Annotated in this window: 29 protein-coding genes; 15 read left to right on the top strand and 14 right to left on the bottom strand. The window is 65.5% G+C overall.

All coding sequences use genetic code 11. The features are described 5' to 3' along the window. Positions 1-14: 14 nt before the first annotated feature. From AC1DSA_RS18615 to AC1DSA_RS18600, 4 genes are all read right to left on the bottom strand, one after another. On the bottom strand, positions 15-311 hold the full coding sequence (locus AC1DSA_RS18615) for a hypothetical protein (RefSeq protein WP_477891893.1): 297 nt from the start codon (positions 309-311) through the stop codon (positions 15-17). A gap of 56 nt (positions 312-367) precedes the next feature. Further along, on the bottom strand, positions 368-1270 hold the full coding sequence (locus AC1DSA_RS18610) for an NHL repeat-containing protein (RefSeq protein ID WP_477891891.1): 903 nt from the start codon (positions 1268-1270) through the stop codon (positions 368-370). A gap of 63 nt (positions 1271-1333) precedes the next feature. After that, a complete protein-coding gene (locus AC1DSA_RS18605) occupies positions 1334-2056 on the bottom strand; it encodes a dienelactone hydrolase family protein (protein ID WP_477891890.1) in 723 nt (240 codons plus the stop codon). A 7-nt stretch (positions 2057-2063) separates the two neighbouring features. Further along, entirely contained in the window at positions 2064-3035 is a 972-nt protein-coding gene (locus tag AC1DSA_RS18600) for a tripartite tricarboxylate transporter substrate binding protein (protein ID WP_477891888.1), read from the bottom strand. Positions 3036-3149: 114 nt separating this feature from the next. Between AC1DSA_RS18600 and AC1DSA_RS18595 the strand changes: the two genes are divergently transcribed. Next, positions 3150-4169 carry a LysR family transcriptional regulator gene (locus AC1DSA_RS18595; RefSeq protein WP_477891886.1) on the top strand — a complete coding sequence of 340 codons (1020 nt, stop codon included), beginning with the start codon at positions 3150-3152 and terminating at the stop codon, positions 4167-4169. A 231-nt stretch (positions 4170-4400) separates the two neighbouring features. Further along, positions 4401-4952 (top strand): hypothetical protein, encoded by a 552-nt coding sequence (locus AC1DSA_RS18590; RefSeq protein WP_477891884.1) that lies wholly within the window; start codon positions 4401-4403, stop codon positions 4950-4952. Between the two features lie 18 nt (positions 4953-4970). Here AC1DSA_RS18590 and AC1DSA_RS18585 read toward each other — a convergent pair whose 3' ends face one another. Both AC1DSA_RS18585 and AC1DSA_RS18580 read right to left on the bottom strand, forming a co-directional pair. Continuing rightward, positions 4971-5663: a hypothetical protein gene (locus AC1DSA_RS18585; RefSeq protein ID WP_477891882.1), complete on the bottom strand. Its 693-nt coding sequence runs from the start codon at positions 5661-5663 to the stop codon at positions 4971-4973. Between the two features lie 18 nt (positions 5664-5681). Continuing rightward, positions 5682-6497, bottom strand: a complete 816-nt coding sequence (locus AC1DSA_RS18580) for an IclR family transcriptional regulator (RefSeq protein ID WP_477891880.1) — start codon at positions 6495-6497, stop codon at positions 5682-5684. Positions 6498-6583: 86 nt separating this feature from the next. On the opposite strand from AC1DSA_RS18580, the gene AC1DSA_RS18575 reads away from it, so the two are divergent. The 3 genes from AC1DSA_RS18575 (at position 6584) to AC1DSA_RS18565 (ending at position 9163) form a co-directional block, all read left to right on the top strand. Further along, positions 6584-7594: a TRAP transporter substrate-binding protein gene (locus tag AC1DSA_RS18575; protein WP_477891878.1), complete on the top strand. Its 1011-nt coding sequence runs from the start codon at positions 6584-6586 to the stop codon at positions 7592-7594. Positions 7595-7611: 17 nt separating this feature from the next. Then, positions 7612-8052 (top strand): type II 3-dehydroquinate dehydratase, encoded by a 441-nt coding sequence (locus AC1DSA_RS18570; protein WP_477891876.1) that lies wholly within the window; start codon positions 7612-7614, stop codon positions 8050-8052. Positions 8053-8134: 82 nt separating this feature from the next. Then, positions 8135-9163, top strand: coding sequence for an alpha/beta hydrolase (locus AC1DSA_RS18565; RefSeq protein ID WP_477891874.1), 1029 nt, complete (start codon positions 8135-8137; stop codon positions 9161-9163). 117 nt (positions 9164-9280) lie between these two features. Here the strand turns inward: AC1DSA_RS18565 and AC1DSA_RS18560 are convergent, their stop codons facing one another. Next, on the bottom strand, positions 9281-10234 hold the full coding sequence (locus AC1DSA_RS18560; RefSeq protein ID WP_477891872.1) for a Bug family tripartite tricarboxylate transporter substrate binding protein: 954 nt from the start codon (positions 10232-10234) through the stop codon (positions 9281-9283). Positions 10235-10311: 77 nt separating this feature from the next. On the opposite strand from AC1DSA_RS18560, the gene AC1DSA_RS18555 reads away from it, so the two are divergent. Beyond that, positions 10312-11256, top strand: a complete 945-nt coding sequence (locus AC1DSA_RS18555; protein ID WP_477891870.1) for a LysR family transcriptional regulator — start codon at positions 10312-10314, stop codon at positions 11254-11256. Between the two features lie 86 nt (positions 11257-11342). Next, positions 11343-12152: a helix-turn-helix domain-containing protein gene (locus AC1DSA_RS18550; protein WP_477891868.1), complete on the top strand. Its 810-nt coding sequence runs from the start codon at positions 11343-11345 to the stop codon at positions 12150-12152. Between the two features lie 75 nt (positions 12153-12227). Here the strand turns inward: AC1DSA_RS18550 and AC1DSA_RS18545 are convergent, their stop codons facing one another. From AC1DSA_RS18545 to AC1DSA_RS18535, 3 genes are all read right to left on the bottom strand, one after another. After that, complete coding sequence (locus tag AC1DSA_RS18545) at positions 12228-12716, bottom strand: DUF2938 domain-containing protein (protein WP_477891866.1); 489 nt, start codon at positions 12714-12716, stop codon at positions 12228-12230. 370 nt (positions 12717-13086) lie between these two features. Further along, entirely contained in the window at positions 13087-13965 is an 879-nt protein-coding gene (locus AC1DSA_RS18540; protein WP_477891864.1) for a lysophospholipase, read from the bottom strand. A gap of 29 nt (positions 13966-13994) precedes the next feature. Beyond that, complete coding sequence (locus AC1DSA_RS18535; RefSeq protein WP_477891862.1) at positions 13995-14924, bottom strand: alpha/beta fold hydrolase; 930 nt, start codon at positions 14922-14924, stop codon at positions 13995-13997. Positions 14925-15046: 122 nt separating this feature from the next. Here AC1DSA_RS18535 and AC1DSA_RS18530 point away from each other — a divergent pair, with 122 nt between their 5' ends. The 4 genes from AC1DSA_RS18530 (at position 15047) to AC1DSA_RS18515 (ending at position 18945) form a co-directional block, all read left to right on the top strand. Further along, positions 15047-15970: a LysR family transcriptional regulator gene (locus tag AC1DSA_RS18530; RefSeq protein WP_477891941.1), complete on the top strand. Its 924-nt coding sequence runs from the start codon at positions 15047-15049 to the stop codon at positions 15968-15970. Positions 15971-16283: 313 nt separating this feature from the next. Continuing rightward, the gene (locus AC1DSA_RS18525; protein WP_477891860.1) at positions 16284-17483 is read left to right on the top strand and encodes a medium chain dehydrogenase/reductase family protein; all 1200 of its coding nucleotides are present in this window, start codon (positions 16284-16286) and stop codon (positions 17481-17483) included. Positions 17484-17637: 154 nt separating this feature from the next. Beyond that, positions 17638-18420 (top strand): DUF2092 domain-containing protein, encoded by a 783-nt coding sequence (locus AC1DSA_RS18520; RefSeq protein ID WP_477891858.1) that lies wholly within the window; start codon positions 17638-17640, stop codon positions 18418-18420. 12 nt (positions 18421-18432) lie between these two features. After that, on the top strand, positions 18433-18945 hold the full coding sequence (locus AC1DSA_RS18515; protein ID WP_477891856.1) for a hypothetical protein: 513 nt from the start codon (positions 18433-18435) through the stop codon (positions 18943-18945). Between the two features lie 124 nt (positions 18946-19069). Here AC1DSA_RS18515 and AC1DSA_RS18510 read toward each other — a convergent pair whose 3' ends face one another. The 3 genes from AC1DSA_RS18510 to AC1DSA_RS18500 all read right to left on the bottom strand — a co-directional run bounded on the left by AC1DSA_RS18510 (position 19070) and on the right by AC1DSA_RS18500 (position 21598). Then, positions 19070-19285, bottom strand: a complete 216-nt coding sequence (locus tag AC1DSA_RS18510; RefSeq protein ID WP_477891855.1) for a CsbD family protein — start codon at positions 19283-19285, stop codon at positions 19070-19072. 327 nt (positions 19286-19612) lie between these two features. Next, positions 19613-21031, bottom strand: coding sequence for an FAD-binding oxidoreductase (locus tag AC1DSA_RS18505; protein WP_477891853.1), 1419 nt, complete (start codon positions 21029-21031; stop codon positions 19613-19615). 306 nt (positions 21032-21337) lie between these two features. Beyond that, on the bottom strand, positions 21338-21598 hold the full coding sequence (locus AC1DSA_RS18500; protein ID WP_477891851.1) for a hypothetical protein: 261 nt from the start codon (positions 21596-21598) through the stop codon (positions 21338-21340). A gap of 292 nt (positions 21599-21890) precedes the next feature. Between AC1DSA_RS18500 and AC1DSA_RS18495 the strand changes: the two genes are divergently transcribed. Next, positions 21891-22586: a response regulator transcription factor gene (locus AC1DSA_RS18495; RefSeq protein WP_477891849.1), complete on the top strand. Its 696-nt coding sequence runs from the start codon at positions 21891-21893 to the stop codon at positions 22584-22586. A gap of 143 nt (positions 22587-22729) precedes the next feature. Then, the gene (locus AC1DSA_RS18490) at positions 22730-23041 is read left to right on the top strand and encodes a hypothetical protein (protein WP_477891847.1); all 312 of its coding nucleotides are present in this window, start codon (positions 22730-22732) and stop codon (positions 23039-23041) included. Between the two features lie 99 nt (positions 23042-23140). On the opposite strand, the gene AC1DSA_RS18485 is transcribed toward AC1DSA_RS18490, so the two are convergent. Next, positions 23141-23683: a hypothetical protein gene (locus AC1DSA_RS18485; RefSeq protein ID WP_477891845.1), complete on the bottom strand. Its 543-nt coding sequence runs from the start codon at positions 23681-23683 to the stop codon at positions 23141-23143. Here AC1DSA_RS18485 and AC1DSA_RS18480 point away from each other — a divergent pair. Both AC1DSA_RS18480 and AC1DSA_RS18475 read left to right on the top strand, forming a co-directional pair. Then, positions 23676-24293, top strand: a complete 618-nt coding sequence (locus AC1DSA_RS18480; RefSeq protein WP_477891843.1) for an ATP-dependent DNA ligase — start codon at positions 23676-23678, stop codon at positions 24291-24293. The two genes, AC1DSA_RS18485 and AC1DSA_RS18480, sit on opposite strands and share 8 nt — an antisense overlap. Positions 24294-24579: 286 nt before the next feature. Continuing rightward, positions 24580-25503 carry an SDR family NAD(P)-dependent oxidoreductase gene (locus tag AC1DSA_RS18475; protein ID WP_477891841.1) on the top strand — a complete coding sequence of 308 codons (924 nt, stop codon included), beginning with the start codon at positions 24580-24582 and terminating at the stop codon, positions 25501-25503. Positions 25504-25517: the final 14 nt, after the last annotated feature.

Below are 25517 nucleotides of genomic sequence, written 5' to 3'. Positions count from 1 at the left end.
GGACCCTGAGCGCGTCAGCGACGCACCAGCACGCCAGCCACCACCGCTCCATTGAGCAGGATCCAGCCGATGCAGGCGACGTAGATCGCCTTGTCGCGCCGAGCCAGCCCGTGGATGAGCCACAGGCAGGCGCCGAGCAGGTACGTTCCCCAGGACAGCAGGGACACGCCGGAGACCTGTCCCTCGACCCAGACCGTCCAGATTTGCGGCAGCGTCATCACCATGGACGCAACCGACACGAAGGGCAGGATCTTCGCGACCGGACTGTCGGATTCGCCTGCTGCCTGCGGGGCGCCAGGTCCGTGAGCCATATGCCGCTCCTCGTTGCCAGAGATGTCGACATCATGCCCTCGGGCCCGTGGCGCGATCACTTCAACGCGCCCACGTCGATCTGGAAGATGAACGGAAACTTCGTTTCCCACGCGAGGTACTTCATCGTGCCGGACTCCGACAAGCCCCAGAGCTGCCCCGCGTCGTCGACGGTCAGGTCTTCGAGGCCGGCCACCATCGGGTATTCGGCCTGGACGTTGCCCTTGCGGTCCAGGAGGTACAGCTTGCCCCACTGGCCGTTGCTTGCGGACACCCAGAGCTTGCCGGACTTGTCGAACGCCGCGCCCTGGGCCTCCAGCGGCACCGGGATGGACTCCACCGCGCGGTCCTCCCTGACCGTCTGCCCGTCGAACCGGTCGAACAACGAAGGATCGAGCCGCCACATCACGGCCTTCGTCGCATCTTTCGTCCAGGTGCCGATCCAGGCGTGGGTGCCGTCGAACGTGGCGTAGGAGCCGCGCAGCCCGCCTGCGATCTTCACGGTCTGCTGCGCGCCGGCCGACGTCCCCGAAGCCAGCGCCTTGTCGATGTCCACCAGGAACAGCTGGTAGGTGTCCGCCAGCAGCAATTTCCCCGTGCCAACGTACGCCAGGCCCCCCGAGTGGGTGCACGTGCCTGCGGGGATGTCGAAGTGGCCAGCCGCGTTGCCCGTGGCCTTTTCGATCCGGAACACGCGGCAGGGCCCGGTGTTCGACTTGAGGTCCGGAGTCGGCTTGTAGCTGCTGACGAACAGGTAGTTGCCCGCGTTGGTCAAGCCCTGCGGCACGAAGGTTTCGTCGAGCGCAGGAGTCCAGATGCGCCGGTGCAATGCCGCGCCATTGGGCACGTCCCTGGAGACGGCCTGGAGGTACGACGGTTTCGTTCCCATCACCGCGTCGCCCGGAACGCTTGCGCAACCGACCAGGACGACCGCGAGGAGCGGCGTGCAGAGATTTTTCATGGGCGTTGACTGTAGCGAAATGGCGCCGCCTTTTTGAATGGGCCGACCCCGCTGTGTGTGGGTTCAGCTTGAACCCATGTCCCCACCCTTGCTGGCCAGAGTAGCCAACATGCCAAAGGTCTTTTGCATTGACCATCTGAATGCCTGTTGATCAAAGACATCCTCTCTGGACTTCATCATGTACCCGTGCCGAACACCCGGAAAGACCTGCACTTCCAGTTTGTTCGCGGGCGTCTGCCGGGCGAGGAAGGCGGAACGCACATCAACCGGGGCGAGATGATCTTCGTCGCCCCAGGCGACGCATACGCCCCGGCCCGATTCTTCGAGCTCCCCGATGTAGTCCAGCATCTGCGAGCCATGGCATGCCATTCCTGCATCGAAGCCCAGGCGCTTGGGACCAAGAATCGCGTACGGCCCGCCGTAGCAGAAGCCGAGGACCATCGCCCGGCCATTGAAAGTTGGGATGCGATGGAGATGCGCGAGCACGTCGCACAGGTCCCGCTCCCCGGTGCGGATCATTTGATGCCGGGGCTGCGCCCGGTACGTCGCTCTTGCGTCGCCGTGCGGAAGTGGACCCGGAACCGTGCGCCAGAACAGGTCTGGTGCTGCCGCGATGAATCCCTGGGTCGCGAATTCTTCTGCAATCTCACGGAGATCCTGGTCGACACCGTGGATTGCAGAGGCGAGCACGACGGCGGGAGCGGCTGTGTCGTGCGTCGGCGTGCCCACGTAGCAGTCAAACGCGCCGCCTTCCGAGGAAGGAATTCGCGCCTGCTCCCCGCGCATGGTTTCCCTACTGGTCAGGTTGAATGCCCAGGTCCTTGATGACCTTGGCCCATTTCGGGATTTCGGAGCTGATGACGGCAGCAAACTCTTCGGGAGAATTGCCCGCTGACTCGACCCCGAGTGCACTCAATCTTTCGCGTACCTCGGTCGACTGAAGTGCGGCGACTGTCTCGGCATGGAGGCGATGCACAACGGCCGTCGGGGTCCCGGCGGGGGCGAGGAGTCCATACCAATTCGTCGCCTCGAACCCGGAATAGCCAGACTCGGCAACCGTTGGCATTTGCGGGACCACCGACGAACGACGAAGCGACGTGACCGCAAGTGCGCGCAGCTTTCCTTCCTTGACCAGGGGCAGGACGACGGGCAGCGGACTGAACATCATCGTCACGCGTCCTGCCACCAGGTCCGGAATCGCCGCGACGACGCCCTTGTATGGGATGTGCCGCACTTCCAACCCGGCGGCTGCCATGAACAATCCGGCGGCCATGTGGGTGCCGCTGCCATTGCCGCTGGATGCATAGGTCAGGGTCCCGGGCTGCAACTTCGCCAGCTTCACCAGATCGGCAACGCTCTGTGCCGGGAAAGCACTGTTCACCACGAGCAGGTTGGGCGAGACGGTCACCAGCGAAATTGGCGTGAAGTTCTTCACCGGGTCATAAGGCAGCCTGTAGAGAGCCGGATTCACGGCGATCTGGGTCTGGCTCAGCAGGCCCACCGTGTACCCATCGGGCGCCGCTTTGGCCACGCGGTCCGCCGCGATGTTTCCGGCGGCGCCGGTGATGTTCTCGACAAGCACGGGCTTTTGCAGTTTGCCTGCCAAGGCTTGCGCAAGCATCCGCGCGACGATGTCCGGCTGGCTGCCGGGGGGGAAGCCGACGATGAGGGTGACCTGCCGCTCCGGATACGCGGCGTGCGCCGCGGGCAAGGGCAATGCCAGCAATGCGAAGAGCGCCGCCGTGGCTGCAGTGATCCTGTTCATTTTGCGTTCCTGCGCATGCGCATGTGGGCCTGCTGACGATCCGGTAGCGGCAAGGTACTGGAGCTTGGGTATAAAGGGAAGAACGATTTCTCGATGACGCCAAAGGCAAAACCTATGGGCACGCGCAGCCAGCAGTGGGACGACAGGATCGGCAGGCGACTGAAACTGCGGGACCTCCACATCCTGGCTGCAGTCGTGCGGTGGGGCAGCATGGTCAAGGCTGCCTCGCACCTGGCGATGTCCCAGCCAGCGGTGTCCGAATCGATCGGCAACCTGGAGAGCGCCTTGCGCGTGCGCCTGCTGGATCGCAGCAGTCGGGGAGTCGAGCCAACCCTGTACGCCAGCGCCTTGCTGCGGCACGCGGAAGTCGTGTTCGACGAGCTCGGTCAGGCTGTCCGCGAGCTGGACTACCTGGCGGACAAGACCGTGGGCGAAGTGCGCGTCGCGTGCGGGGACACGATGGCCGCCGGTTTGCTGCCCGAGGCGATCGACCGCTTTACGCACGGCCACCCAGGCGTTGTCGTTCGCGTGGTCCAAGCCAACGCGGAAACGCTGGACTTCCGTGAATTGCGCGAACGCCAGGTCGACTTGGCTCTGGCCAGAACTTTTGTGCCGATGACCGAGGAGGACCTGGACATCGAACTCTTGCTGGCCGATCGGCACCGCGTTGTCGTCGGCGCGCGCAGCCCATGGGCTCGCCGCCGCAAGATCGCATTGGTTGAACTTGTGGACGAGCCGTGGCTTTTCGCAGCCAACCACTTCATTCGCGATCTGATTGCAGAAGCCTTCCGCTCGCAGGGGCTTGCTACACCGCAAGAACGGGTAAGCGCCAATTCGATCCTGCTGCGCAACCAATTGCTGGCCACCGGCAGGTTCTTGACGGTGCTGCCGGAATCGGTGCTTCGCGCGAACGCGGGGCAATGGGGCCTCAAGGCCCTGCCGATTGATCTGGGAGTGCAGTCGCGACCCGCCGCCATTGTCACCCTGAAGAATCGAACGCTGAGCCCCGTAGTGCGCGTGTTCATCGAGCACGTGCGCGCCGTGGCGACTCGATGGACCCGCTCGCAAACCCGTCGCCAGGACAGCGCCAATGCTGGGTGTGACAAAGCGGATTCAAGTTCGACGTCCGCTTAGGGTCGTTTGCTGCCGTTGCATTCGCCGACGCCCCTCTGAAGCGTCTGCTTCCGGCCATCAGTGGCCGCCGGCGAGATCTCCGTTACATCCCGGACATTCTCCGCGACGGCCGGGGCTCGGACGACGACGGGCGTGCCCACCGTTTGCGCACGGCGGCGGCAAGCTCTGGGCAGCGCCGAGCATGCTGTGCCTCATCGGCGCGAGTCCGCATCGCGGGCGAAGGAGGGGCCGATGGGAGAGCCGAAGTTCTTGCTGCTGCGGAGGATCGCCTTCGTTGCCGCGTTGGCGGGTGCCTCGTATTGCGTCCGCGCGCAGGATGCCAAGGAGCAGGCGGTCCAGGCGGCGATTGCGGACGGCGTGTCGACCGCCGCAGTCCTGGCGACGGGCGTCGTCAGCGTGAATCCGCTGAGTCCTGTCCTGTTCATCGGCATGAAGGCGGCGACGCTCCAGTATGTGGAGAGCCTCCCTGAAAAGGAGCGACCTGGCGGGTACGCGTCCGCGACCGCCATGTGGGCCGGTGCCACGGTGAACAACGTCTGCATCACGGCCGCTTTCCTCACCACGGGTGGCGGGCTCTTGCCAGTGTGCATCGCGCTCGGGGTTGCCTGGGGCATGAAAACCTGGAACGACGGTGAGCTGGAGCGGTTCCGGCAGGCTTGTGCGTCGCTGCGCGACTTCGCCCAGCTGCCGAACTTCGAATGCGTCGACCCGGTGGTTCCCCGGGAGCAGACGACCGAAGGGCCGCGTCCGCGGTTCAGCGCAGGAGAACTGACGGCGCCATGAGGCGCAGCGGTCAGCGCGTCATCGACCCGGCCCGTTCTCGCTCCGGGCCATGGACAGGGAGAGGCTGTACCAGCCCGCGACGGTTTCCGGCGCAGCGCCGACTGCGCCAAGCGCGGCGGGCGCGAGCGGCCCATCGGCCAGCATCTTCAGCGCGTCGATCTCGTAGCCGCACACCACGAACACCCAATCCGCGCTGCGGTCCGCATTGCCGCGAATCCGCTGCTCCGTGGTGGGCGCGATGGCCGGCGTGTCGGTGCGCAGCAGGTGCGCGCCGGCCAGCCCGGCACGCAGGGGGAGCTCTTCGATCAGCGAGCGCAGTGCGACTTGCAGGCGCTGCTCCTCGCCATCACGTGGCGACAGCCGCAGCGTCATCGCATGGCGCGCCACGCCCACGCCATGCGAATGCAGCACGCGCGTCTGGCTGCGCACCATGTTTCGGTGATGCGGCATGAGGCGTGTCGACCAGGGCGTCGGCGCATTCAGGCGCGCCACGTACCCGGGCGAGCTGAGCGCCGCGTGGTCCTGCAGCTCGTAGAGGATGAAGAAACCTTCCCCGCCGTCCGCCGCCCGCCAGCGCGAGGCCCGCAGGAAACCGGGCAGCGCCAGCCGCTCCGGAAAATGTTCGTGCGAATGCCAGTGCTCGAACTCGGAGCGCAGGTCCGGCGCCATGTCCCACCACATCGCCAGTGCGGAGTCGCCCAGGAGTGCCATCTTCGTGTTCTTTCCTGATCAGGCCGCGCGCGTCGCGCTGCGGCGAAGCAGCGGCGAACTGTTCGCCGCCGTTGCGAGCTCTCCCGCGGCTTGCACGAGCGGCCGGCCGAGTTCCTGCATGCGCGCGGCCGTCAGGCGCTGCAGCGGCCCCGCGATGGTGATCACGCCGGCCGCCTCCGCGCCGCGCCGCAGCACCGGGGCGGCCATGGCGCTCATGCCGGGTGCGTACATCTCCGTCATCAGGCTGAAGCCGCGCTTGCGGTCTTCCTCCAGCTTCTTCATCAGCGCCTTGAAGGTGGTGGGCGCCTTGGGGCCGTATTCGCGCGGCGCACCGAACCCCTGGCGGGCCACCAGTTCCGTCGCACGCTCCTCGCTCAGCGTCATCAGCCACGCGTGGCCGCCGGCGCTGCACGACAGGCGCACGTCGATGCCCATGTCGGGGTCGTAGCGCAGGCCGGCGCGCGCGCCTTGCGCCTTCGCGACGAAGGTGAGGCGGTCGCCGTCCACCAGCGCCAGGCGCACCAGTTCACCGGACACTTCCGCCAGCCGGTCGATGATAGGTTGCGCGATGTCCACGATGCCCGCCGCGCCGAGGAAGCTCAGGCCGAGCGCGGCCAGGCGCGTGGTGAGCGCGTAGTCGCCCATCTCGCGCAGCTGGCGCACATAGCCGCAGCGCACCAGGTCCGCCAGCAGCCGGTGGCAGGCGCTGCGCGGCACGTTGAGTTCGTCGGCGAGTGCTGCCAGCGGCAGGCCCTCCGGCTGCGCGGCCAGCGTTTCCAGGATGCGCAGCGTGCGATCGACCGTGCCGGTTGGGCCGGCTACCGAGTTCGTCATGTGAAAAGAGATTCCGGACTGGAATGGTGTTCTGGGTGCTTCCCTATCATGCCGCAACTTTCCCATCGACATCACTGGAGACACGCATGAAACCGATCACCCGCCGCGGCCTCGCCGCCGTCGCCATGCTCATTGCCGCCGCCGGCGCCGGCGCGCAGGACATCCAGGAACGCACGATCAAGTTCGGCCACCTGAACAACCCGGACCACCCGACCAGCCTGGGCGTGAGGAAATTCGCCGAGATCGTGGCGGCCAAGACCGGCGGCAAGATCAAGGTGCAGGAGTTCCCCTCGTCGCAGCTGGGCAACGAGCTGCAGCAGCAGGCGGCGCTGCAAGGCGGCGTGCAGGAGATGCTGGTCGCCTCCACCACCTCGCTGAACGGCATCGTGAAGGAGTTCGGCCTGCTGGACTTCCCCTTCCTGTTCGCCAATGCGAAGCAGGCCGACGCGATGGTCGACGGGCCCCTCGGCAAGGCGCTCACCGCCAGGCTGCCGGAGAAGGGCGTGATCGTGCTGGGCTTCTTCGACCTGGGCTTTCGCAACGTCACGAACAGCAAGCGCCCGATCATGAAGGGGTCGGACCTCGAAGGCCTGAAGCTGCGCGTGATTCCCAATCCGGTGTTCCTGGAAACCTTCAAGGTGTTCAACGCGAACCCGCTGCCGATGCCCTTCGCCGAGCTGTACGGCGCGCTCGAAAACAAGGCCGTGGACGGACAGGAGAATCCGTTCGCGGTCATCGCGTCGAGCAAGTTCTACGAGGTGCAGAAGTACGTGAGCGGAACCAACCACGTCTACGCGACCAACCCGATGCAGATCAGCAAGCGCTTCTGGGACCGGTTGTCGCCGGTCGAACAGAAGATCCTGCAGGAGGCTGCCGTCGAAGCCCAGAACTGGCAGCGCGTGGTCAGCCGTGAAGTCTCCGGCAAGGCGCTGAGCGAACTGACCGCCAAGGGCATGCTCTACAACGACGTGCCGCCCGCCGAGCTGGCCCGCATGCGCGCCGCGGTGAAGCCGGTCTACGACAAGTTCTCGGCGGCCTACGACCCCGCCATCGTGACCCTGTTCAAGTCCGAGCTGGAACGCGTGTCCAAGCTGTGATGCGAAGCGGAGACCCCGTGAAAATCCTGGTCCTGCACGGCCCGAACCTCAACCTGTTCGGCCGGCGCGAACCGCACATCTACGGCCACACCACGCTGGCGCAGATCGATGAGCAGCTGGCCTCGCTCGCCGCCGAGCTCAACGTGCAGCTCGAGACGATCCAGTCCAACCACGAGGGCGTGCTGGTGGACTTCCTGCACCGCCACATCGACGAGGCGCAGGGCGCCCTGGTCAACCCGGCCGGGCTCACCCAGCACGGCGTGCCGCTCCACGACGCCATCAAGGCCATGCCCTTCCCCGTGATCGAGGTTCACATGTCCAACATCGCCGCGCGCGAGAGCTGGCGTGTGCATTCGATCATCTCGCCGGCGGTCAAGGGCACCATCCAGGGATTGGGGCCCCTTTCCTACCTCATGGGGCTGCGGGCGCTGGCCGCGTTGGCGCAGGAGGCGCGGTAACCGCGGCTCCCCCTCCCTGCTGGACTCCTGTCAGATGGCGCACCTCGCTAGACTGCGCGGGGAAACACAGCAAGGAGACGACATGAAGGAAATCCTGGCCACTGTCGGCTTGGCCATGGCTTTGATGGGCTGCGCCAGTCCCGGCGGTATCGTCGTCAGGGAAGTTGGCAGTTTCCACGTCGGTGGGCGCACAGTCACGCTCGGCGGATTGCCGGAAAAAGACGTGACTTTCAGCCCGGGGGCGCCCCCCGTCCGGATGAATCCAAATGGTGAATTCGAAGTCGAGCAGATGTACGCGCGGTACACGCTGCTGGCGCAGCCCCGGGCGAAGTATCCCTTGCTGATGTGGCATGGCGGCGGCCTGAGCGGCGTGACGTTCGAAGCGAAACCAGACGGCCAACCGGGGTGGGAGAACTGGTTCCTGCATGCCGGTCACGACGTCTACGTGAGCGACGCGGTGGAGCGCGGCCGCGCATCGTGGGCGCGTTACCCCGAGATCTTCACGAGCGAGCCGGTTTTCCGCGCCAAGAAAGAGGGTTGGGAGCTGTTCCGCATCGGTCCGACTGGCTCCTATGCCGCAGTTGCGGCGCAACGGCAGTCCTGGCCGGACACGCTGTTCCCGGTGGGCGCCTACGACCAGTTCACGAAGCAGTCGGTGCCGCGGTGGTTGACGAACGACGCAGCCACGCAGCGGGCCTACGACGCCTATGTCGACAGGGCCTGTCCCTGCGTGATCCTGGTCCACAGCCAAGGTGGCGCGTTCGCCTTCAATGCCGCTTTGCGCGCGCCGGACAAGATCAAGGCGATCGTGGCGGTGGAGACCTCTGGCACGCCGGATCTCGAGAAGGCCGACTACACACGCCTGCGCAACACGCCGATGCTGTGGGTTTGGGGTGACCACCTGAACGACTATCCATTCTGGGGAACGCTGCGCCAGCGCCAGGAGCAGTTCCGCGGCAGGATCGTCGCAGCCGGCGGCATCGCCGACGTGATCGACCTGCCGCAGGCCGGCATCCGTGGCAATACGCACTTGATGATGATGGATCGCAACTCCGACCAGGTTGCCGCACTGATCCAGCGCTGGCTGGAGCAGAAGGGACTCATGAAGTAGCGGACCGGGACACCGCGCCGGCGAGCACGGAATACCGGCGCGGCGGCACGGCTCCAGCGGTCCCCGAAGCGCTCGTACGCCGCGCCATCGTCGAATCGCATGGGCGCGTCGGCCACGTCACTCCGCCTTCAGGCCGGCTCTGCGAGCCAAGGCCGCGTTGAGCGACACTTCGCGGCTTACGTACGCGGCGAACTCGTCCGGCGACATGGGCACCGGGTCCACGCCGAGCGCGGCCAGCCTCTCGCGGACCTTCGGCGTCTGCAGTGCCTTCTGCGTCTCGCGGCTGATCCGCTCGACGACGTCGCGCGGCGTACCGGCCGGCGCAAAGAGGCCGAACCAGATCGGATACTCGGCGTCGGGGAACCCGGCCTCGGCCGTAGTGGGCACATGGGGCAGTGTTTCCGAGCGCTTGTGCGTGTTCACGGCGAGCGCGACCAGCTTGCCATCCCGCACTTGCGGAAGCACGAGCGCGACCGGACCGAAGAAGAAGTCCACGCGGCCGGCGAGAACCTCGGTCATGGCCTCGGCGCCTCCCTTGAACGGGACGTGGACGGCCTGCACCCCGGCACTCGCCAGGAACCGCTCGGCGCTCAGGTGCGTCGCGGTGCCGATGCCGACAGAGGAGAAGTTCAGCGCGTTCGGATGCGCCCTGGCGGCGGCGACAAGATCCGCCGCGCGCTTCATGCCTTTCGCCGGCGACACCACCAGCACGCTCGGCGAGCTGCCGACCGGCGCGATGGCGGCGAAATCGCGCACCGGGTCATAGGACAGGTTCTTGTAGAGCGCAGGGACGATGGTGTGGGCAGACCCGTTGGCGAGCAGCGTGTAGCCGTCCGGCAGTGCCTTGGCCACGACGGCAGTGCCGATGGTGCCGCCGGCACCCACGCGGTTCTCCACGATGATGGGCTGCCCGAGCTGTTCCGAAATCTGCTCGAGGACGATCCGGTGCACGATGTCGGTCGAACTGCCCGCGCCCACGGGGACGATGGCGCGCAGGGGCTTCGTCGGCCAGCCCTGGGCCGAGACGTTGAATGCGGCCAGCGCGAGAAGCAGCGGGATCACGCGGATCATGGGGACCTCCATCGAGTTGCGGCTGATTCTGGGACGGCAGGTCTGATAGATCCAATAGAGAGTTATTCTGCGTCTTCATGCCGGTTCGGCATGAGGGGCAAGTCATGGACCTGCGTCATGTCCGCACATTCGTCACCGTGGCCGAGGTGGGCACCGTCTCCAGGGCGGCCGAGCGCCTCCACGTCGCCCAGCCGGCGCTGTCCCGGCAGATCGCCCTTCTCGAGGATGAACTCGGCCTGAAGCTGTTCGACCGGGTCGGCCGGCGCCTGCTGCTCACGAGCGCAGGAGAGCAACTCCTCAACGACTGCCGCGGGTTGCTCAATTACGCCCGTGCATTGGGCGAGCAGGCGCAGGTCCTCCAGCGCGGCGATGTCGGCGTGCTGCGCGTGTCCGCCTCGCCCCATCTCATCGAGGGCATCTTTCCCGAGTTCCTGCGCCACTACGCGGCGCGCTACCCCAACGTGCAGGTCAGGCTGGTGGATGGCGCGGCCGGCGTGGAGGCGTTCGCGATGCTGGATCGCGGCGAGGTCCAGCTGGTGCAGACCATTGCCAGTGCAATCACGCCGAACGAAGAGCGATTCGCGAGCCACGACCTCGCACCCATGGAAATGCTGGCGGCCTGCCACCCGAAGCTGAGGCTCGGCAGCGATGGCAAGGTGGAGATCGGCAGCCTCGGGAGTTTCCCGCTGCTCCAGGCGACGCAGGACTTCGCCATGCGCAGGAACTTCGACGCCGCTTGCCGGCTTGCCGGCTTTGCTCCCAACAACGTGCTGGAATGTCGGGCTCCGCACGCGCTGCTCGCGATGGCCGAAGCCGGCCACGGCGTGGCCATCATCCCTTCGGCCTTGCGCATCCACCGATACAAGGTCCGCGTCCTGCGCGTCACCTATCGAGGCAAGGCGCTGGACGAGCCGCTGACAATGCTCTCCGACAAGCGCCGACCTTTGCCGGTCTACGCGAAGGTGTTCTGCGACATGCTCGCGGATCACGTCCGCAAGGGGTTTCCGTTGCCGCGCCGGTAGCCGTCATCTCGATCGATATGGTGATCTCATGCGTCCTTTTCCTCCAGCTCGTCCGCCGATACACTCGCACGCGGAAACACGGGCGCATGGACAAGTCGACGGCCAGCAGCTACCAGGGTGACTTCGTCGCCTGGTCGGGCGTGTGCGGCTTTCTCGGCGCCGGCCGCGGTCCGTCGCCCGCGCCGCACTCGCACTACGCGATCCAGCTGGTGATCGGGGTGCCCGGCGGATTGCGCGTGCAGTTTGGCCGGCACGGCGAATGGCAGTCCTGCGCCGCGGCACTCCTCCCCTCGAAAGCGACGCACAGCATCGACGTCAACGGGTGCGAGATGAGTGCCGTGCTCTTCGTCGAGCCCGAGACACCGCAGGGCAGGGCGCTGGCGGCACGACTGCAGGGCCGGATGGAGCTGCTCGATCCCGACACCGTGGCGCAGGCCGCTCGCCGCCTGGACCAGGCTTGGCGCGTGCAGCGGAGCTATGACGCCGTGCAGGCTGTCTGCATGCAGCTCATCCAGGACCTCTCCGGGACGGTGCATCGCGAACCCACCGATGCCCGCGTGCTCGCCGCGATCGAGTACATCCGGCAACGTGTGGACCAGCCCGTCTCCCTGCCGGAGGTGGCGAGCGCGGCCCGTCTTTCGCCCGAGCGCTTTCGCCATCTGTTCGTCGAGGAAACGGGGATGCCGCTGCGCACCTACCTGTTGTGGCGCCGGCTGCTGCACGTCTGGACGCTCCTCATGGCAGGTGAGACGCTCTCCGCTGCCGCCCACGCAGCGGGCTTCGCCGACTCCGCGCACCTGTCGAGGACGGCGCGGACCATGTTCGGCCTGCCGCCTTCGCTCCTGCGGATGAAGGGCCCGCTGAGCGAACGTGCGCGAGACCCTCACCTGGCTTGAACGACGGGGCCGGTGAGCGTCCGCAGGGACGCAGGCAGGTCGTGGGAAGGCATGGTGTGTTCCGGAAGATCGGGTTCAGAGGGTTGCGACGAGGGCAGCACCGATGTACAGGCCCAGCCCGAACACACCGTGGTTCGCAAGGGCGCGAAAACGGTTCCCCCAGGGCGTCGCCGTTTTCGAAGCAGCGAAGCCGGAGCCCATCGCGGGCTGCATCAGGAACAGCGGCATCGCCACGGTGACGAGCCCGAGGACCAGCGCCGGCAAGATCGCCGGCTGCGTGATCCAGGCCGCGCCCGTGAACGCGACGAGCGCGAAGGCATAGGCGATTCCCACCGCGTAGTGGACCAGCCAGCCGAGCGCGTGTTCGCTGCGAACGGCGGGCGCCTGCGCAATCGATGCATGCGCGAAACGCCCCTGCCGCATGTGCGCCACCCAGCGGCCGACCAGCCGCCAGTCGGTGGTGGGGACGCCGAGCCGTGCCAGGGCGAAGAGCCAGGCGTCCATCACCGCCGTGGCCGCAACGCCGATCAGGATGACCACGCCGATGACCTGGATCGAGTTCATGGCAGCTCCCTGGATGCGGCAGCGTCAGGCGCAGTTGCAAGCCGCGCAGTGGCAGAGCGCGACCGGCGTCGAGCCGGCCTGCATCGCCGCTTCGCCGCCGACGCGTTGCTGCCGGCAACCCAGGCACGCGCAGGGGGCGGAAGCGCCGGTTCCGCAGTGCGGCTGCCGGGGCGCGCCGTCGTTGGCGGACGGGACGAGGGGGGTCGGGAAGGCTGTCATTTCGAGGTTCCAAAGAGGGGTGGAGGAGACTCGAATTCTTCGCGGTTGACGCGTTCCGGGCTTGAATGGAGCGGCTGGACTCGCAGCCGTTTCATTCAAGGCTGGTTGCCGTACCCCGCTGTCTTCGTCCGGATCCGCGCGCCAAAGCAGTTCAGGCACCCGCCCCCTGAAGTGCGCGGCCTGAAGGCAAGCGCAGTCGGGCAATGAGCCAGGCAGCGATGTCTTCCATGACGCGATCCCTGTCCACGTCGCGCAGCAGGTCGTGCACATTGCTGTCGTAGAGCTTGAGCGTCTTGTCTTCGGAGCCCGCCAGCTCGTGGAACAGCCGACTGCCATCGGGACGGGTCGCGCGGTCGGCGGTGCCGTGAAGGATCAGGAGCGGCAGGCGGATCTGCGGAAATGCCTCCTTCAGGCGCTCGTCGGCGCGCACCATCGCGGCGACGGTGTTGGTCGGCTGCGATTCGTTGGCGATCAAGGGGTCCGCGTTCATCTCGGCGACGACTGCTGGATCGCGGGAGAAATCCTCGTTCTTCAGCCGCAGAACGTGCGCATGCGGAGCGATGTGGCTGAGGCCCTTCAACGCTGCCAGCGCGAAGTCCGGTGCCGGCACCTGGAACGCAAAGCTCTCGCACACCAGGCCGGCAAGTTCCGCCTGATGCCCGATGGCATGAAGGCATGCCACGACACCGCCTGCGCTGTGACCCAGCAGAAAAAGCGGCAATGCAGGTTGCCTCGACCTGGCAAGGCGGACGAGCGAATCCACGTCGTCCACGTAGTCCTCGAACTGCTGGACGTAGAACCGCTCGCCGTCCGACTTGCCCCGGCCGCGCAGGTCGAGGGCGTGGGCCGAAAACCCCCGGCTCGCGAACTGCTCGCCGGCCCATGCGTACTGCCCGCTGTGCGAGTTGAAGCCCGGCACGATGACAACGACGCCGCGCGCTGCATCCGTTGGCGTCCAGGAACGAAAGAACAACTTGCCCGCGTCGCCCGCCAGACTCTCTTCGGTCGCGCTCATGGATGTCGTGTTCATCGGCTGTCCTCGGAATGGTGGGCAGCGAATCACTGCGAAGTCGCCTGCGCCAGGAAGCTGCGCACCAGGCGGATCGTGGCCTGCGGGTTCTCTTCCATGATCCAGTGGCCCGAATCCGGAACGATGCCTTCGGTCACGTCGTCGCCGGCGGCACGCATCACCGTGGCCATCATCGGACCGAACGATTTCTGGCCACCGACCGCGAGGATCGGCATCTTCAGGCGCCCGCCTGCGAGGAAAGCGCGGTTGTCGATGGCGTCCTGGTCGAACGCGGCGAACTGCGCGAATCCGGAATGCATCGCACCCGGCAGCGCATACAGCGCGGCATAGTGACGGCGCGCGGCTTCGCTGAAGCGGTCGGGCCTGGCGGAGAATTCGTTCCAGAACCGATCCAGGTAGATGCGCTCGCGGCCGGCGACCAGGCGCTCCATGTCCGGACCGCCGAACCGGAAGTGCCAAAGCAGCGGGTTCTTCAGGATCTCGTCCCACTGCCCGACACCCGGCACTGGCGCATCGATCAGCACCAACCGCCGCACGCGCTGCGGGTACTGGGCCGCAAACTGGAAAGCCACCATGTTGCCGATGTCGTGCGCCACGACGTCGACCTGCCGCACGCCCAATCCGGTGAGCACCGCCTCCACGTCGACGGCCTGGGTCTTCTTGTCGAACCCGCCTGCCGGCTTGGACGAGAGCCCGAGCCCGCGCAGGTCCGGCACGATGACCGTGTGGTCCCGCGCCAGGTCGACCGCCATGGGCGCCCACATGTCCCCCGTCTCCCCATAGCCGTGCAAGAGGACGACGGCCGGACCCGAACCCCCGGACCGCGTGTGGATCGTGACGCCGTTCACCGTGACATCACGCACCGTGAATCCCGGAAAGGCGAAGTCCTGGGCCGAGGATGCTGAAGGCATGGCGAACCAGATGAAGAGGGTGGAGAGGAGATGGATGAAGGCGCGCATGGGGACCCTTTCGGCGATGTCGAGAATTGGAGATCAGGCGCAACCCAGTATCGGTGGACGCATGTGCCGTGACCACTCCCATTCGACGCCAATCAGCTTCAACCGGCGGTTTAAGATCCGCCATGGCACAACTGCAGCACCTGATCTCCTTCGTCCATACGGCGGAGCACGGCAGCTTCTCGGCTGCCGCACGGGTCCTTGGCTTGACGCCGGCGGGCGTCAGCAAGAACGTCGCGCGCCTCGAGGCCGACCTGAAGGTGCGACTGTTCCACCGCAGCACGCGGCGGCTGTCGCTTACGGAAAAGGGGGAGCGCTTTCTCCGGCAGGTCAACGGTCCACTGGCATCGCTGCAGACAGCCCTCGCCGACGGAAGCGGCATCGATGAAGTGCCGGCCGGCACCTTGAAGGTCAGCATGGGCCATGCGTTCGGCCGCAACTTCCTGGTCCCGCTCCTGGGCGAATTCCTGGCCCGCTATCCCCGCGTCGTGCCCGACTGGCACTTCGACAATCGACAGGTCGACATCGTCGGTGAAGGTTTCGACGCTGCCATCGGCGGCGGCTTCCCGATGGCCGCGGGCGTCATCGCGCGCGAACTGGGACCGGTGCATATCGTGGCGGTCGCGTCGCCGGCCTACATGCACGGGCGCGCGGTTCCGCGCACGCCGGCGGACCTCGCGACTTTGGACGGCATCATGCGACGTTCCACGCCGACCGGCCGCGTGCGGCCCTGGACGCTCATGTCCCGCCGTGGCGTGGAGCAGACTGTTCCGTGCCAGCCCCGGATCATCCTCAGTGACCCCGAAACGGTCGCGCAGGCCGCGCGCCAGGGCCTCGGCGTGGCGCTGGTGCCCATGCCCTTCGCCTTCGCGTCGATCCAGTCCGGCGAGCTCGTTCGCCTGCTTCCAGGTTGGTACGGCAACGCGGGGCCGCTCTCCCTCTACTATCCCAGCAAGAGGATGCTGGCCTCCAAGACCCGCGTCTTCGTGGACTTCGTCCTGGAGCGGTTCAGATCGGTCGGCTTCGATCGGCTCATCGACGGACGGTGAAGCGCGGCGGACCGCCCGAGCTCAGTCCGAGGAGCGCAGCTCGAGCTTCATCACGGGTTCGCCGGGAATATCCACTGCACCGAAGCTCCCCTTGGGGATGTCCGCTCACGGCCAACAGCGGCCCCGCATTCGCGGCATGGACCAGCTGCCGGTGCTGCACGCTATGACTGGCTTTTGATCTGCGTCACTGCCACCGCGCAGCTGATTTCTATATTGAATCAATCCGTCCGGTGCGCCGTCCGACGCAGGGCGGAATGCCGACGGGCCCGTCCCCTCAGCCGCAGGCGCAGCCCCGCCGGCAAGGAGGTCCGCCATGAAGAACATGCGCATCGTCGTCACCCGCTATGGCGGGCCGGACACCATGTCGGTGATCGAAGAGGAGTGTCCTGAACCGAAGCCGGACGAAGTGCGCGTCCGCGTCCTGGCGGCGGGTGTTTCCTTGCCCGACGTGATGATGCGCGAGGGCATTCATCCCGAGAAGCCCGTGCCCCCCTTCACACCCGGGTGGGACCTGGTGGGAACCGTCGACCGCGCGGGCGCACGAGTCCAGGACCTCCGCGAAGGCCAGGTGGTCGCCGCAGTGCCCATCACCGGAGCGTATGCGCAGTACGTTTGCCTGCGCAGGGACGAACTGTTTCCCGTGGCCCCCGGCGTGGACCCGGCCGAGGCGGTGAGCGTGGGCCTCAACTACGTCACGGCTTACCAGATGCTGTACCGTGCCGCGCGCGTGAAGCGCGGCGACCGTGTGCTCGTCCACGGCGCCGCCGGCGGGGTTGGTACCGCACTCCTGCAACTGGGCCGGCTCGCCGGACTCGAGATGTACGGGACGTGTTCGGCTCAGGCCGCCGGCGTCGTCGCGGCGGAAGGAGCCACGCCGGTCGACTATCAGAAGCAGGACTTCGTTCGTGAAATCCACCGCCTCGTCGCGACGGGGGTGGACGTCGTCTTCGACGGCATCGGTGGATCGCACATCTGGCGTTCGCGCCAGGCACTGCGTGCTGGTGGACGGGTGGTTGCCTACGGCCTGACCGGATCGCTCAGTGGGGGTCGCATCACCGGAGAGCGGCCGCATCGGCTTCGCGGACTCGCGATGTACGCCATGTACATTGCAGCCAGTTGGGTCCTGCCCGGACGAAGACGCGTGGTGCCCTACAGCATCCAGTGGTTGAAGCGGCGCAGGCCCGACCTGTTCCGGCAGGACCTCACTGCGCTGCTCGAACTGCTCCGGATGGGAAAGATCAGGCCGATCATCTTCAGGCGGTTTCCGCTCGCGCAGGCAAGACAGGCGCAGGAGCTTCTCGGGCAGGGCGGCGTGACCGGCAAGATTGTCCTGGTCGCCGATGAGATAACGGCGCCCGTCACGCAAACCGAGGTGCCGGCCAAGCTCGAGATGGCTGCGCCGGTCACCCAGACGCCAGCCGCTGCAACGAGATCTGGCTCACCGTGGCTCCTTGGGCGAAGCCGCTCGCTCGAGCGAGCGCGACATCAACGTCTTCCTGTGCCTGCGAGGTGACGGTTCCTCGACGCGCGGGCGCCTGTGTCGTGGTCCAGCCGGCGTTGGACCTAGGTCCAATTGAGCGCATCGCCGCGACGGCCGACCATCGAGCCCGCCATGGGACGGAGTGCTTCCCATCGAGGCGAGGCCTGTTTCTACCGGAGAGCTGACCATGGTCCCAAGATACTTGCTGCCCGTCCTGCTGGCGAGCGCGCTGGCGGCCCCAGCCACGCACGCCCAGCCCGCGGCGGGCGCCGCTGCCACCGCCACTGCACCGAAAGCGAACGCCGTCGACCCCGCCGCCGTGCAGGCCCTGAAGGACATGGGCACGTTCCTGCAGTCGCTCAAGCGCTTCCATGTGGAAACCGAGGTGACCGGTGAGCGAGTTCTCACCGACGGCCAGAAGCTGCAGCACACGGCATCGGCGGCGCTGGATGTGGCACGACCCGACAAGCTGCGCGCCGCCATGCGATCGGCCAGCACGCAGCGCGTCATGATCCATGACGGCAAGACCGTCACGCTGTTCACGCCGGCCCAGAAGTACTACTCCTCGGTGGATCTCACTGCCACCGTCGGCGAGCTGGTCAACGGGCTGGAGGAGCGGTATGCCGTGCAGGTGCCGCTGTCGGACCTGTTCCTGTTCGGCACGCCGGCGGCACCGCTGGACAAGCTCGATTCGGCGATGAATGCCGGGCAGGACATCATCGACGGCGATCTCTGCGACCACTACGCGTTCCGCCAGGGCCAGGTGGACTGGCAGATCTGGATCTCCACGGCAGCCGGCAAGCCCTTGCCGCGCAAGATCGTGATCACCAACCGCGCGGACGAAGCGCGTCCCCAGTCGGTGTCGCTGATCGACTGGAACCTGAAGCCAGCCTTCACGGACGCGGTGTTCAAGTTCACTCCACCCAAGGGCTCGACGAAGGTCGACCTGGTTGCGCGCAAGACCAAGTAAGGGAGCGCCATCATGAAGATCTCCTCTTTTGCCCAGTTCGTTGCGGCCGTGGCCGCGGTTGCGATCCTTGCCACGGCCATTCCCGCACAAGCCGCGGGTGAACGGCGTGGTGGTGGCGGTGGTGCAGCGGCTGGCGCGTCGGCGCAGCCGCGCAGTGGCGGGGGTGCAGCGAATGCGGGCGCCAACCGGCAGAGCGCGCAGGTGAACAACACCAAGGCGGATGCCCGCAGCAACGACGTGCGCAGCACCAGCGTCAACAACGTGAACAACGTCAACAGGAACGTCAACGTCAACGTCAGTGGCAACAACAACGGCTGCTGCAACAACAACGGATGGGACAACGATCACCCCGTGGCCGCGGCTGCCGTCATCGGCGGAACCATCGCCGCGATCGGATCCAGCGTGCGCTCCGTGCCCCCAGGCTGCGTTCCGGTGAACTACGGAGGCATCGTCTACCAGCAGTGCGGCACCACCTGGTATGCGCCGCAGGGCTCGCAGTTCATGGTGGTGGCGCCACCTTATTGACCCTTCGGCCCTTCGGCTCTGCTGGAGGGCGGCCCGGCGAATGCATGACCAGGCGCGAGCGTTCGCTGTACGCAAATGCGGCCGCGCAAGGCGGCCGCAGAAACGCTCACTCCAGGAACCGGCCCTATCTCCAGCGGGTATCCGGGTTGCGCGATTCAAAGTCGCGGATCTGGCGCTCCGCCTCGTCGCGAGCCACGCCATGGCGCTCCTGGATCTTCCCGGCGAGTTGGTCGCGCTTTCCGCTGATGACGTCGAGGTCGTCATCGGTCAGCTTGCCCCACTGCTCCTTGATCTTGCCCTTGAACTGCTTCCAGCTGCCTTCGGTCCGATCGTCGTTCATCTTTGAGCTCCTTGGTCGAGCGCGCCGCACGACGCGGCGCGTTACCTCAAATTTGGACCGGCAGCGCGGCTTCGCAGCCGGATCTAACGCCGGCAGATTGTGGGAAATGTCGGACACGACTGGGGCGCGAGGGATGCCGTGTCCACCCACGGAGGGTATTCGCGGCTACGGTCGGTTTCGAACGCGTTCCGGGCCATGCGTGCTGAGGCCAGCAACCGAACACGGATCCGCGTGATCCGTGTGCGCGTGAGGTGAACTCGATTTAGCCCATGGCACGGTGTTGGTTCGCCCCGCCAGTGCAAATGGCAGAGCGGGCGTGTGCTGCAGCTACTTGTTGGCCTCAAATTCCCATGCGCCTGTCCTGAAGAGGTTGTACGGATCGACCTTCTTCTTGACAGCCCGTAGCCGGTTCATGGTGTCCTGCGGGAATACCCCCAGCATCTCTGCTTCGCTTTCCGGCATGGCGTTGTTCAGGTACGTGGTCACATGGAACCGGCCCAGCTTTGCGACGAACTCGTCGCACCACATCTTGCTCGCCGCCCGTTGGGACTTATCGTCTTCTGGCCAACTGGTGATGCAGGTGCACCAGAGGCGCCCGTTGCGGCCAGCAAAGGAAGTGGACGCGCGGTCCGCTCGGCCTACCGCGCCATTCACCTCCATGAACAGAATGAACGTTGAAAGCTTCGACGCAAACGCCGGCCGTTCGCTCCAGTGCTTCACTGCGACGTCGACGATGCTGTTCACCGCGCCGGCGTCGCTGGGATCCCAGTTGATGAACACGCCCTTGTCCCAGTAGTTGTTGTTGAAGGGAAAGCAGCCGTCCAGCGCTGCCTGCAACGCCGTGTACGGCAGCTGTGTGTCCTGCCGCACCAGGGCCCCGCCTCCAAACGCCGCCAGCTCGTCGCACCTGGTCTTTGCCGCCTCTTCGGTTTCGCCGACGATCAAGGGAACCACACCGCAAACCGGGTCGCCATCAGGAGAGTGCAAGAACACGAACTGAAGCGTTTCCGTGTCCTTGCGGTCGTCCCGCGCGATGTGCTGCATCCAGGAGGGCATCACTTCCTTCGCCTTGGCCACCGGCCACAGGATCGGGGCACTGCGAATGATTCCGCCGTTGGGCATGTCGCGCAGTTGGACGACGAACTCGGTGACGATTCCGAAGCTGCCTCCGTTGCCTCGCATGGCCCAGAACAATTCCGGATCCAGGGTCTGGTCCACGCGGATCACCTTCCCGTCTGCAGTGACCAGCTCGTACCCGACGATGCTGTCGACGACTGCGCCCAACCAACGGCTTAGATGGCCCAGTCCGCCTCCCAGCGCAACACCCGCAAACCCGGTGTGGGAGACCGAACCGGTGACACAAACAAGGTCATGGAGCGCTGTCTCGTGATCTATATCGCCGCCATCGGCACCGGCCTGGATGTATGCCAGCTTCTTCCCGGGATCGACCCTGACAGCAGTCATTCGGCTCAGGTCGATCACCAGTGCGTCGGTGGCCATTCCGTACGGCGAATGGGCGCCCTTGCCGCGCACGGCGACCGGAATCTTGTTCGATCGGCAGAAGTCGACTGCCGTCACGACGTCCCGTACTCCGCTGACCAAGGCGAACGCCAGCGGATTCGCGCGCAAGTTGAGGTCTCGGTTCCAACCTCGCAATCGCGCGGCCGAAAAACCCTCCTCGTCGTCACGTGTGATCAGCGCTCCGCGGAGCGCAGCTTTCAGACTTGCCAGTGGCGCTTCTGTCATGGTGATCTCCTGACTTGATCGACATGGAACCGAATCGAGCCAACGACCGACAGCCTTGCGCACTTCGCAGGTACGACATGCTGATTCACCCTTAGGCGAATCCTTCCGGGAAGGGTCTATCTGACAGGAGTTCAGGCTGCAAGTCAAACACCTGGACCACTATTCGTGACTGCTGCGACTAAATCTGAAGTCGTTCTTCCAGTAAGTGCGCTATGCGTCAGTGCGCGCGGCTGTCAAGTCGCGCCCGCTTGCGATTTCAGTCGGCCTGATCAGGTTCATTATTCGAGCGCACTGATGCGTCGGTCTTCACCGGCGCGCGGCAAGAAGCCCTGCCCACAGTTGCGCCGCTTCCGGCACTTCCGCCTCGCCACGAACGGAGCCAAGCAGGGCGTCGTACGCATCACGCCCTTGGTCTTGATGAAAGACGTACTCGGCGAGATACAGGCCAGTGATTGCCAAAGTCACTTGCATCTGGACAGCTGACGCCTTCTCTTCCGGCAATTCACTGGCGCGATCGCCCAACCAGGCCAAGACATCAAGCGCATCACGTACGCGGTGTGTTTCCAATTTGGTCTCTCAGGGGACGATGCCTGTTAGTGGTTTCGTTCGAGAAGATGCGCGTCGTAGGTGGCATGCTTACTCCGCCAGAACGAAAGATTGCCAGCGGCGGCGACTGTATTCCATGGTCGAAACCAACTGAGACGCTCCTGCTGGCGGCGAAATATCCCAACGGGGCTGCGAGCCCAAGGGGGGACCTGGCCCCCGTAGAGCTTCCTTTTCCTCTCCTGACGGCAACCGTCGGGTCACCCAAATGAATGATGGCGGTAACATCTAGTTTCACCCTACGATCTGTGTCGACTTGTTACCGGAGTTCGACATGGTTGAAGGACAGTCCCCGATTCGTGTGTTCCTTGTGGCTCCGGCGCTGGTGCGCTGGGGGCTGGAGAGACTGCTGTCCACGGCGGCACCGCAAATTGAGCTTTCCGGGGTTTCGCGGTCGCTACGAGACGCGGCCGAAGAGATCGAAAGTCAGTTTCCCGACGTGGTGGTGGTGGACGGCAACGATTGCTCCGCCGAGGACATTCGCGTCGTTTACGACCGCGCCCGGGTCAAGATCCTGGCCTTGTCATCCGGCTGCGGGGTTCAACCGGAAAGCGTGGCCCAGACCTGGGTGGATACGCACCAGTCTCCTGGCAGCTTTGTCCGCGCCATCTTCAATGCCGCAGGCGCCGACCGCTCGCCGCATTCACAACTGCCGCCCAAAGCCGGTTCGGAACAGGCAAACCCAGCCCCGAACGACGCCGCACGCCGGGCGGAGCCACTCACGCGCAAGCAACTCAAGGTCGTCGAGGCAATGGCAGCCAACCCCAGCGCTCCAGGAAAGATCGTGGCGGAAAGGCTGCACATGAGCGAGCACACCTTGAGAAATCACCTCACCGAGATTTACGCCAAGCTGGGGGTGACTGGTAGAACCCATCTGCAGGCCGTGATCACCAGCCAGGCGAGCCGTGTCTCCGCAGGCCAGTCGATGGAGCAGGCGGCGTGGCAAGCGTAGCCGTACACCGTGCTGCGGCGGGCAGCGAGCTTGCACAAGAGATGCGCCGCTTTTGGCTTTCACTCAAACCGACCTCCGGCAGGGCACTTGCTCCAACGTGGCTCAGGCGACCGCAGCGCGATGGGGTCAATGGGCAGGAGCCGGTGCGCCTCCACCTGGTCGCGCTGGCTTGTGAGATCCTGGTGTTGGTGAGGCTCATAGAGCAAGAGCTCCCGGTCACCTGCCGCGAGCCGGAGGCACGAGAAATCAGGATGGGCTGTAGGCATTACCGCAGCGCCGCTGAACAACTGATCTCAGACTGCGTCAGCACTCAAGAGAACTCGCTCGTTGACCTGTGCGGTGCCATCGATGCGGCTTATACCCAGCTTTTTAACGTGCGGCGGGTGCGTGACCGCGTCAAAGGATGCGCCCACGCAAGACGGCGCGCCGGTGTTGACCAAGATTCCTGTGATTGAGGATCAATCGCCCATTCGCACGTTGGGCAACCACCGGATTGAGGGCTACTCCATGCCTGGCGTCAGCGGTCGCACGCATTTGCAGGCGCTGATCTCGACTCAACCCTCCCTGCCTACTGCCGGTCCCTCCAGCAGGCGGCCCGCACGGCAAGCGTAGTGGCTCGCCTCGCAGACGCATTCCACGAAGTTGGACAAGCCGTGCGCGGCACCTTCGGCCTGCCCGGACATTCGAGCCCCCGCAACGCAAGTGATCTCGGAGCGACCTCGCATAGGAATCGCAACGCGAATGACGAAGACGAGGACGCGAGGTTGCACCTGGTGGCACTTGCATGTGAAGTCGTGGTGCTGGCGGCTTTGATCGAGCAAGATCTCGTCTTTGCAGATGGTCGCGCTGACGCGGATGAAATCAGGCACGCATGCGCGCAGCATCGCAGTGCCGCAGACCTTCAACTGCTCTTGCAGCCAGGCCCTCGCGAAGATCACGCACTTGCAGCCCAGTCTGCCAAGATCAATGTGTTCAATACACGGCTGGAGGACTTGCGCCAGCTTCGTGATTGCACCGCTGGATTGAGGCCCAGGAAAGCACTCCCAAGGGGGCGAACGGGTTGGCCACTGAAGAGACTGTGAGATCACCGTGATCACGATCTCGGCACCCATGCTGGCCCGCGAGGGGGCAAGACCTTTTACCGATCCCGCGTGGATCTACGAGGTCAAATACGACGGCTACAGGTGCATGGCGCGCCTCGGCGGCGGCGCCCCGACTGAATTGCGCACGAAAAGCGGCGTCGACTGCACCACGTGGTTTCCTGAGATCACCGAAGTGCTTGGCGCGCTGTCGGGCGGACCGCACATCATCGACGGCGAAGCATGCGTGCTGGATGAATTCGGCCGCTCCGATTTCAAGCGTATGCAAGGCCGCGCGCGCCGTCGTCGTTGGGCGCAAGGCTCGGACCACGTCACTTTCTGCGCGTTCGATTTGCTGTACATGAACGGCCGCAACGTCATGTCATTGCCGCTGGTGCGGCGCAAGGCCATGCTGAGGGATCTGCTCATGCCTCTGGAGGACGTGCTTGTGATCGTGGGCGAGTTCCCAGCGGAAGCGCAGTTGTTTGATCAGGTCGTGCTCGGCGCCAAGTTGGAAGGGTTTGTCGCAAAGCGCATGGAGAGTCCCTATGCACCCGGTGTCATCAGCCCAAATTGGAGAAAGGTCAAGCGCACAGGATGGCAAGAAGGAAGGATCTCGCGCCGGTGATGCGCGGCCGGGGCGCCGTCGGATTTCTAACTTACTTGCAGAAGTCTGCTCTCAGCCAGGAGCAGACATTCGCCACTGGCCGATGCTGGACCGCCAACCTCTCCGGCAGCCAAGTACCACTTGAGGACACACATGATTTGTGAGCACTGCGCCGGCCCCGTGCCGCTCAAGCGCTTGATTTCCACGCGGGACGTGGTCGCCACTTGCGAGTACTGCGGCAAGGTTGGCCCCTACCTGGGCAAGGCAGCGCTCTTCACCTACATCTTCGAGCGACACCGTAAATGCAATGGGCGCGAAACGTCTTCACCAGGTCGTCGAACGACAGCGGCTCTTCGACACCGCCGCGGAATATCGAGAGCAGGCCAGCGGGCTGCTGAAGCTATTGCAATCCGTGCTGCAATCGCCGCTGGTCGACTGCAGCCGCTGCGCTGCGCTTGAGACTTCGCGCTACATGACAAAACAGAAATCAACTTCACGCGTGGCCCTGGTCACCGGCGGCGGCCGCAACATCGGGCGCGCGATCGCACTCGCCCTGGCTTCGGACGGTCTTGCCGTCGCCGTCAACGTGCGCTCCAGCGAAAAGGAAGCGCAATCCGTCGTCGATGAAATCAAGGCGGCAGGCGGACAGGCGATCGTCTGCATGGCCGACATCACCGACCGCAAGGCCGTCGACGCGATGGTGCAGAAGGTGCGCGACAGCTATGGCCGCCTGGACGTGCTTGTCAACAACGCCGCCATCCGGCACGAGGCGAAGTTCGAGGAGACCACCTACGCGGCCTGGCGAAACGCGCTCGACGTCTGCCTCGACGGCGCTTTCCACTGCACGCAGTCGGCCTTGGCGCTGCTGAAGGAAAGCGATGCCGCGAGCGTCATCAACATCGGCGGCCTGACGGGCCACACCGGAGCGGGCCAGCGCGTGCAAGTGGTCACCGCCAAGGCCGGCTTGGTGGGGTTCACGCGCGCCCTCGCGCATGACTTGGCGGAGTACGGCATCACCGTCAACTGCATCTCGCCGGGATCGATAGCCACCCACCGCGGCGGCAGCAGTGTGCAGACGCCGCATCACCACGCGCAACGCAAGATCTTGCTGGGCCGCCGCGGCCAGCCCGAGGAAATCGGTGAAGCCGTGCATTGGCTCAGCGGGCCGGGCGCCCGCTACATCACCGGCCAGGTGATGCATGTCAACGGCGGGGCGTATCTGGGCGGCTAGGCGCCTGCACGGCA

The sequence above is a fragment of the Ramlibacter sp. P4_H7 genome (genome assembly GCF_056400765.1).
Note: the sequence above shows the minus strand (reverse complement) of the source record. Positions and strands in the feature narration are given on the sequence as shown.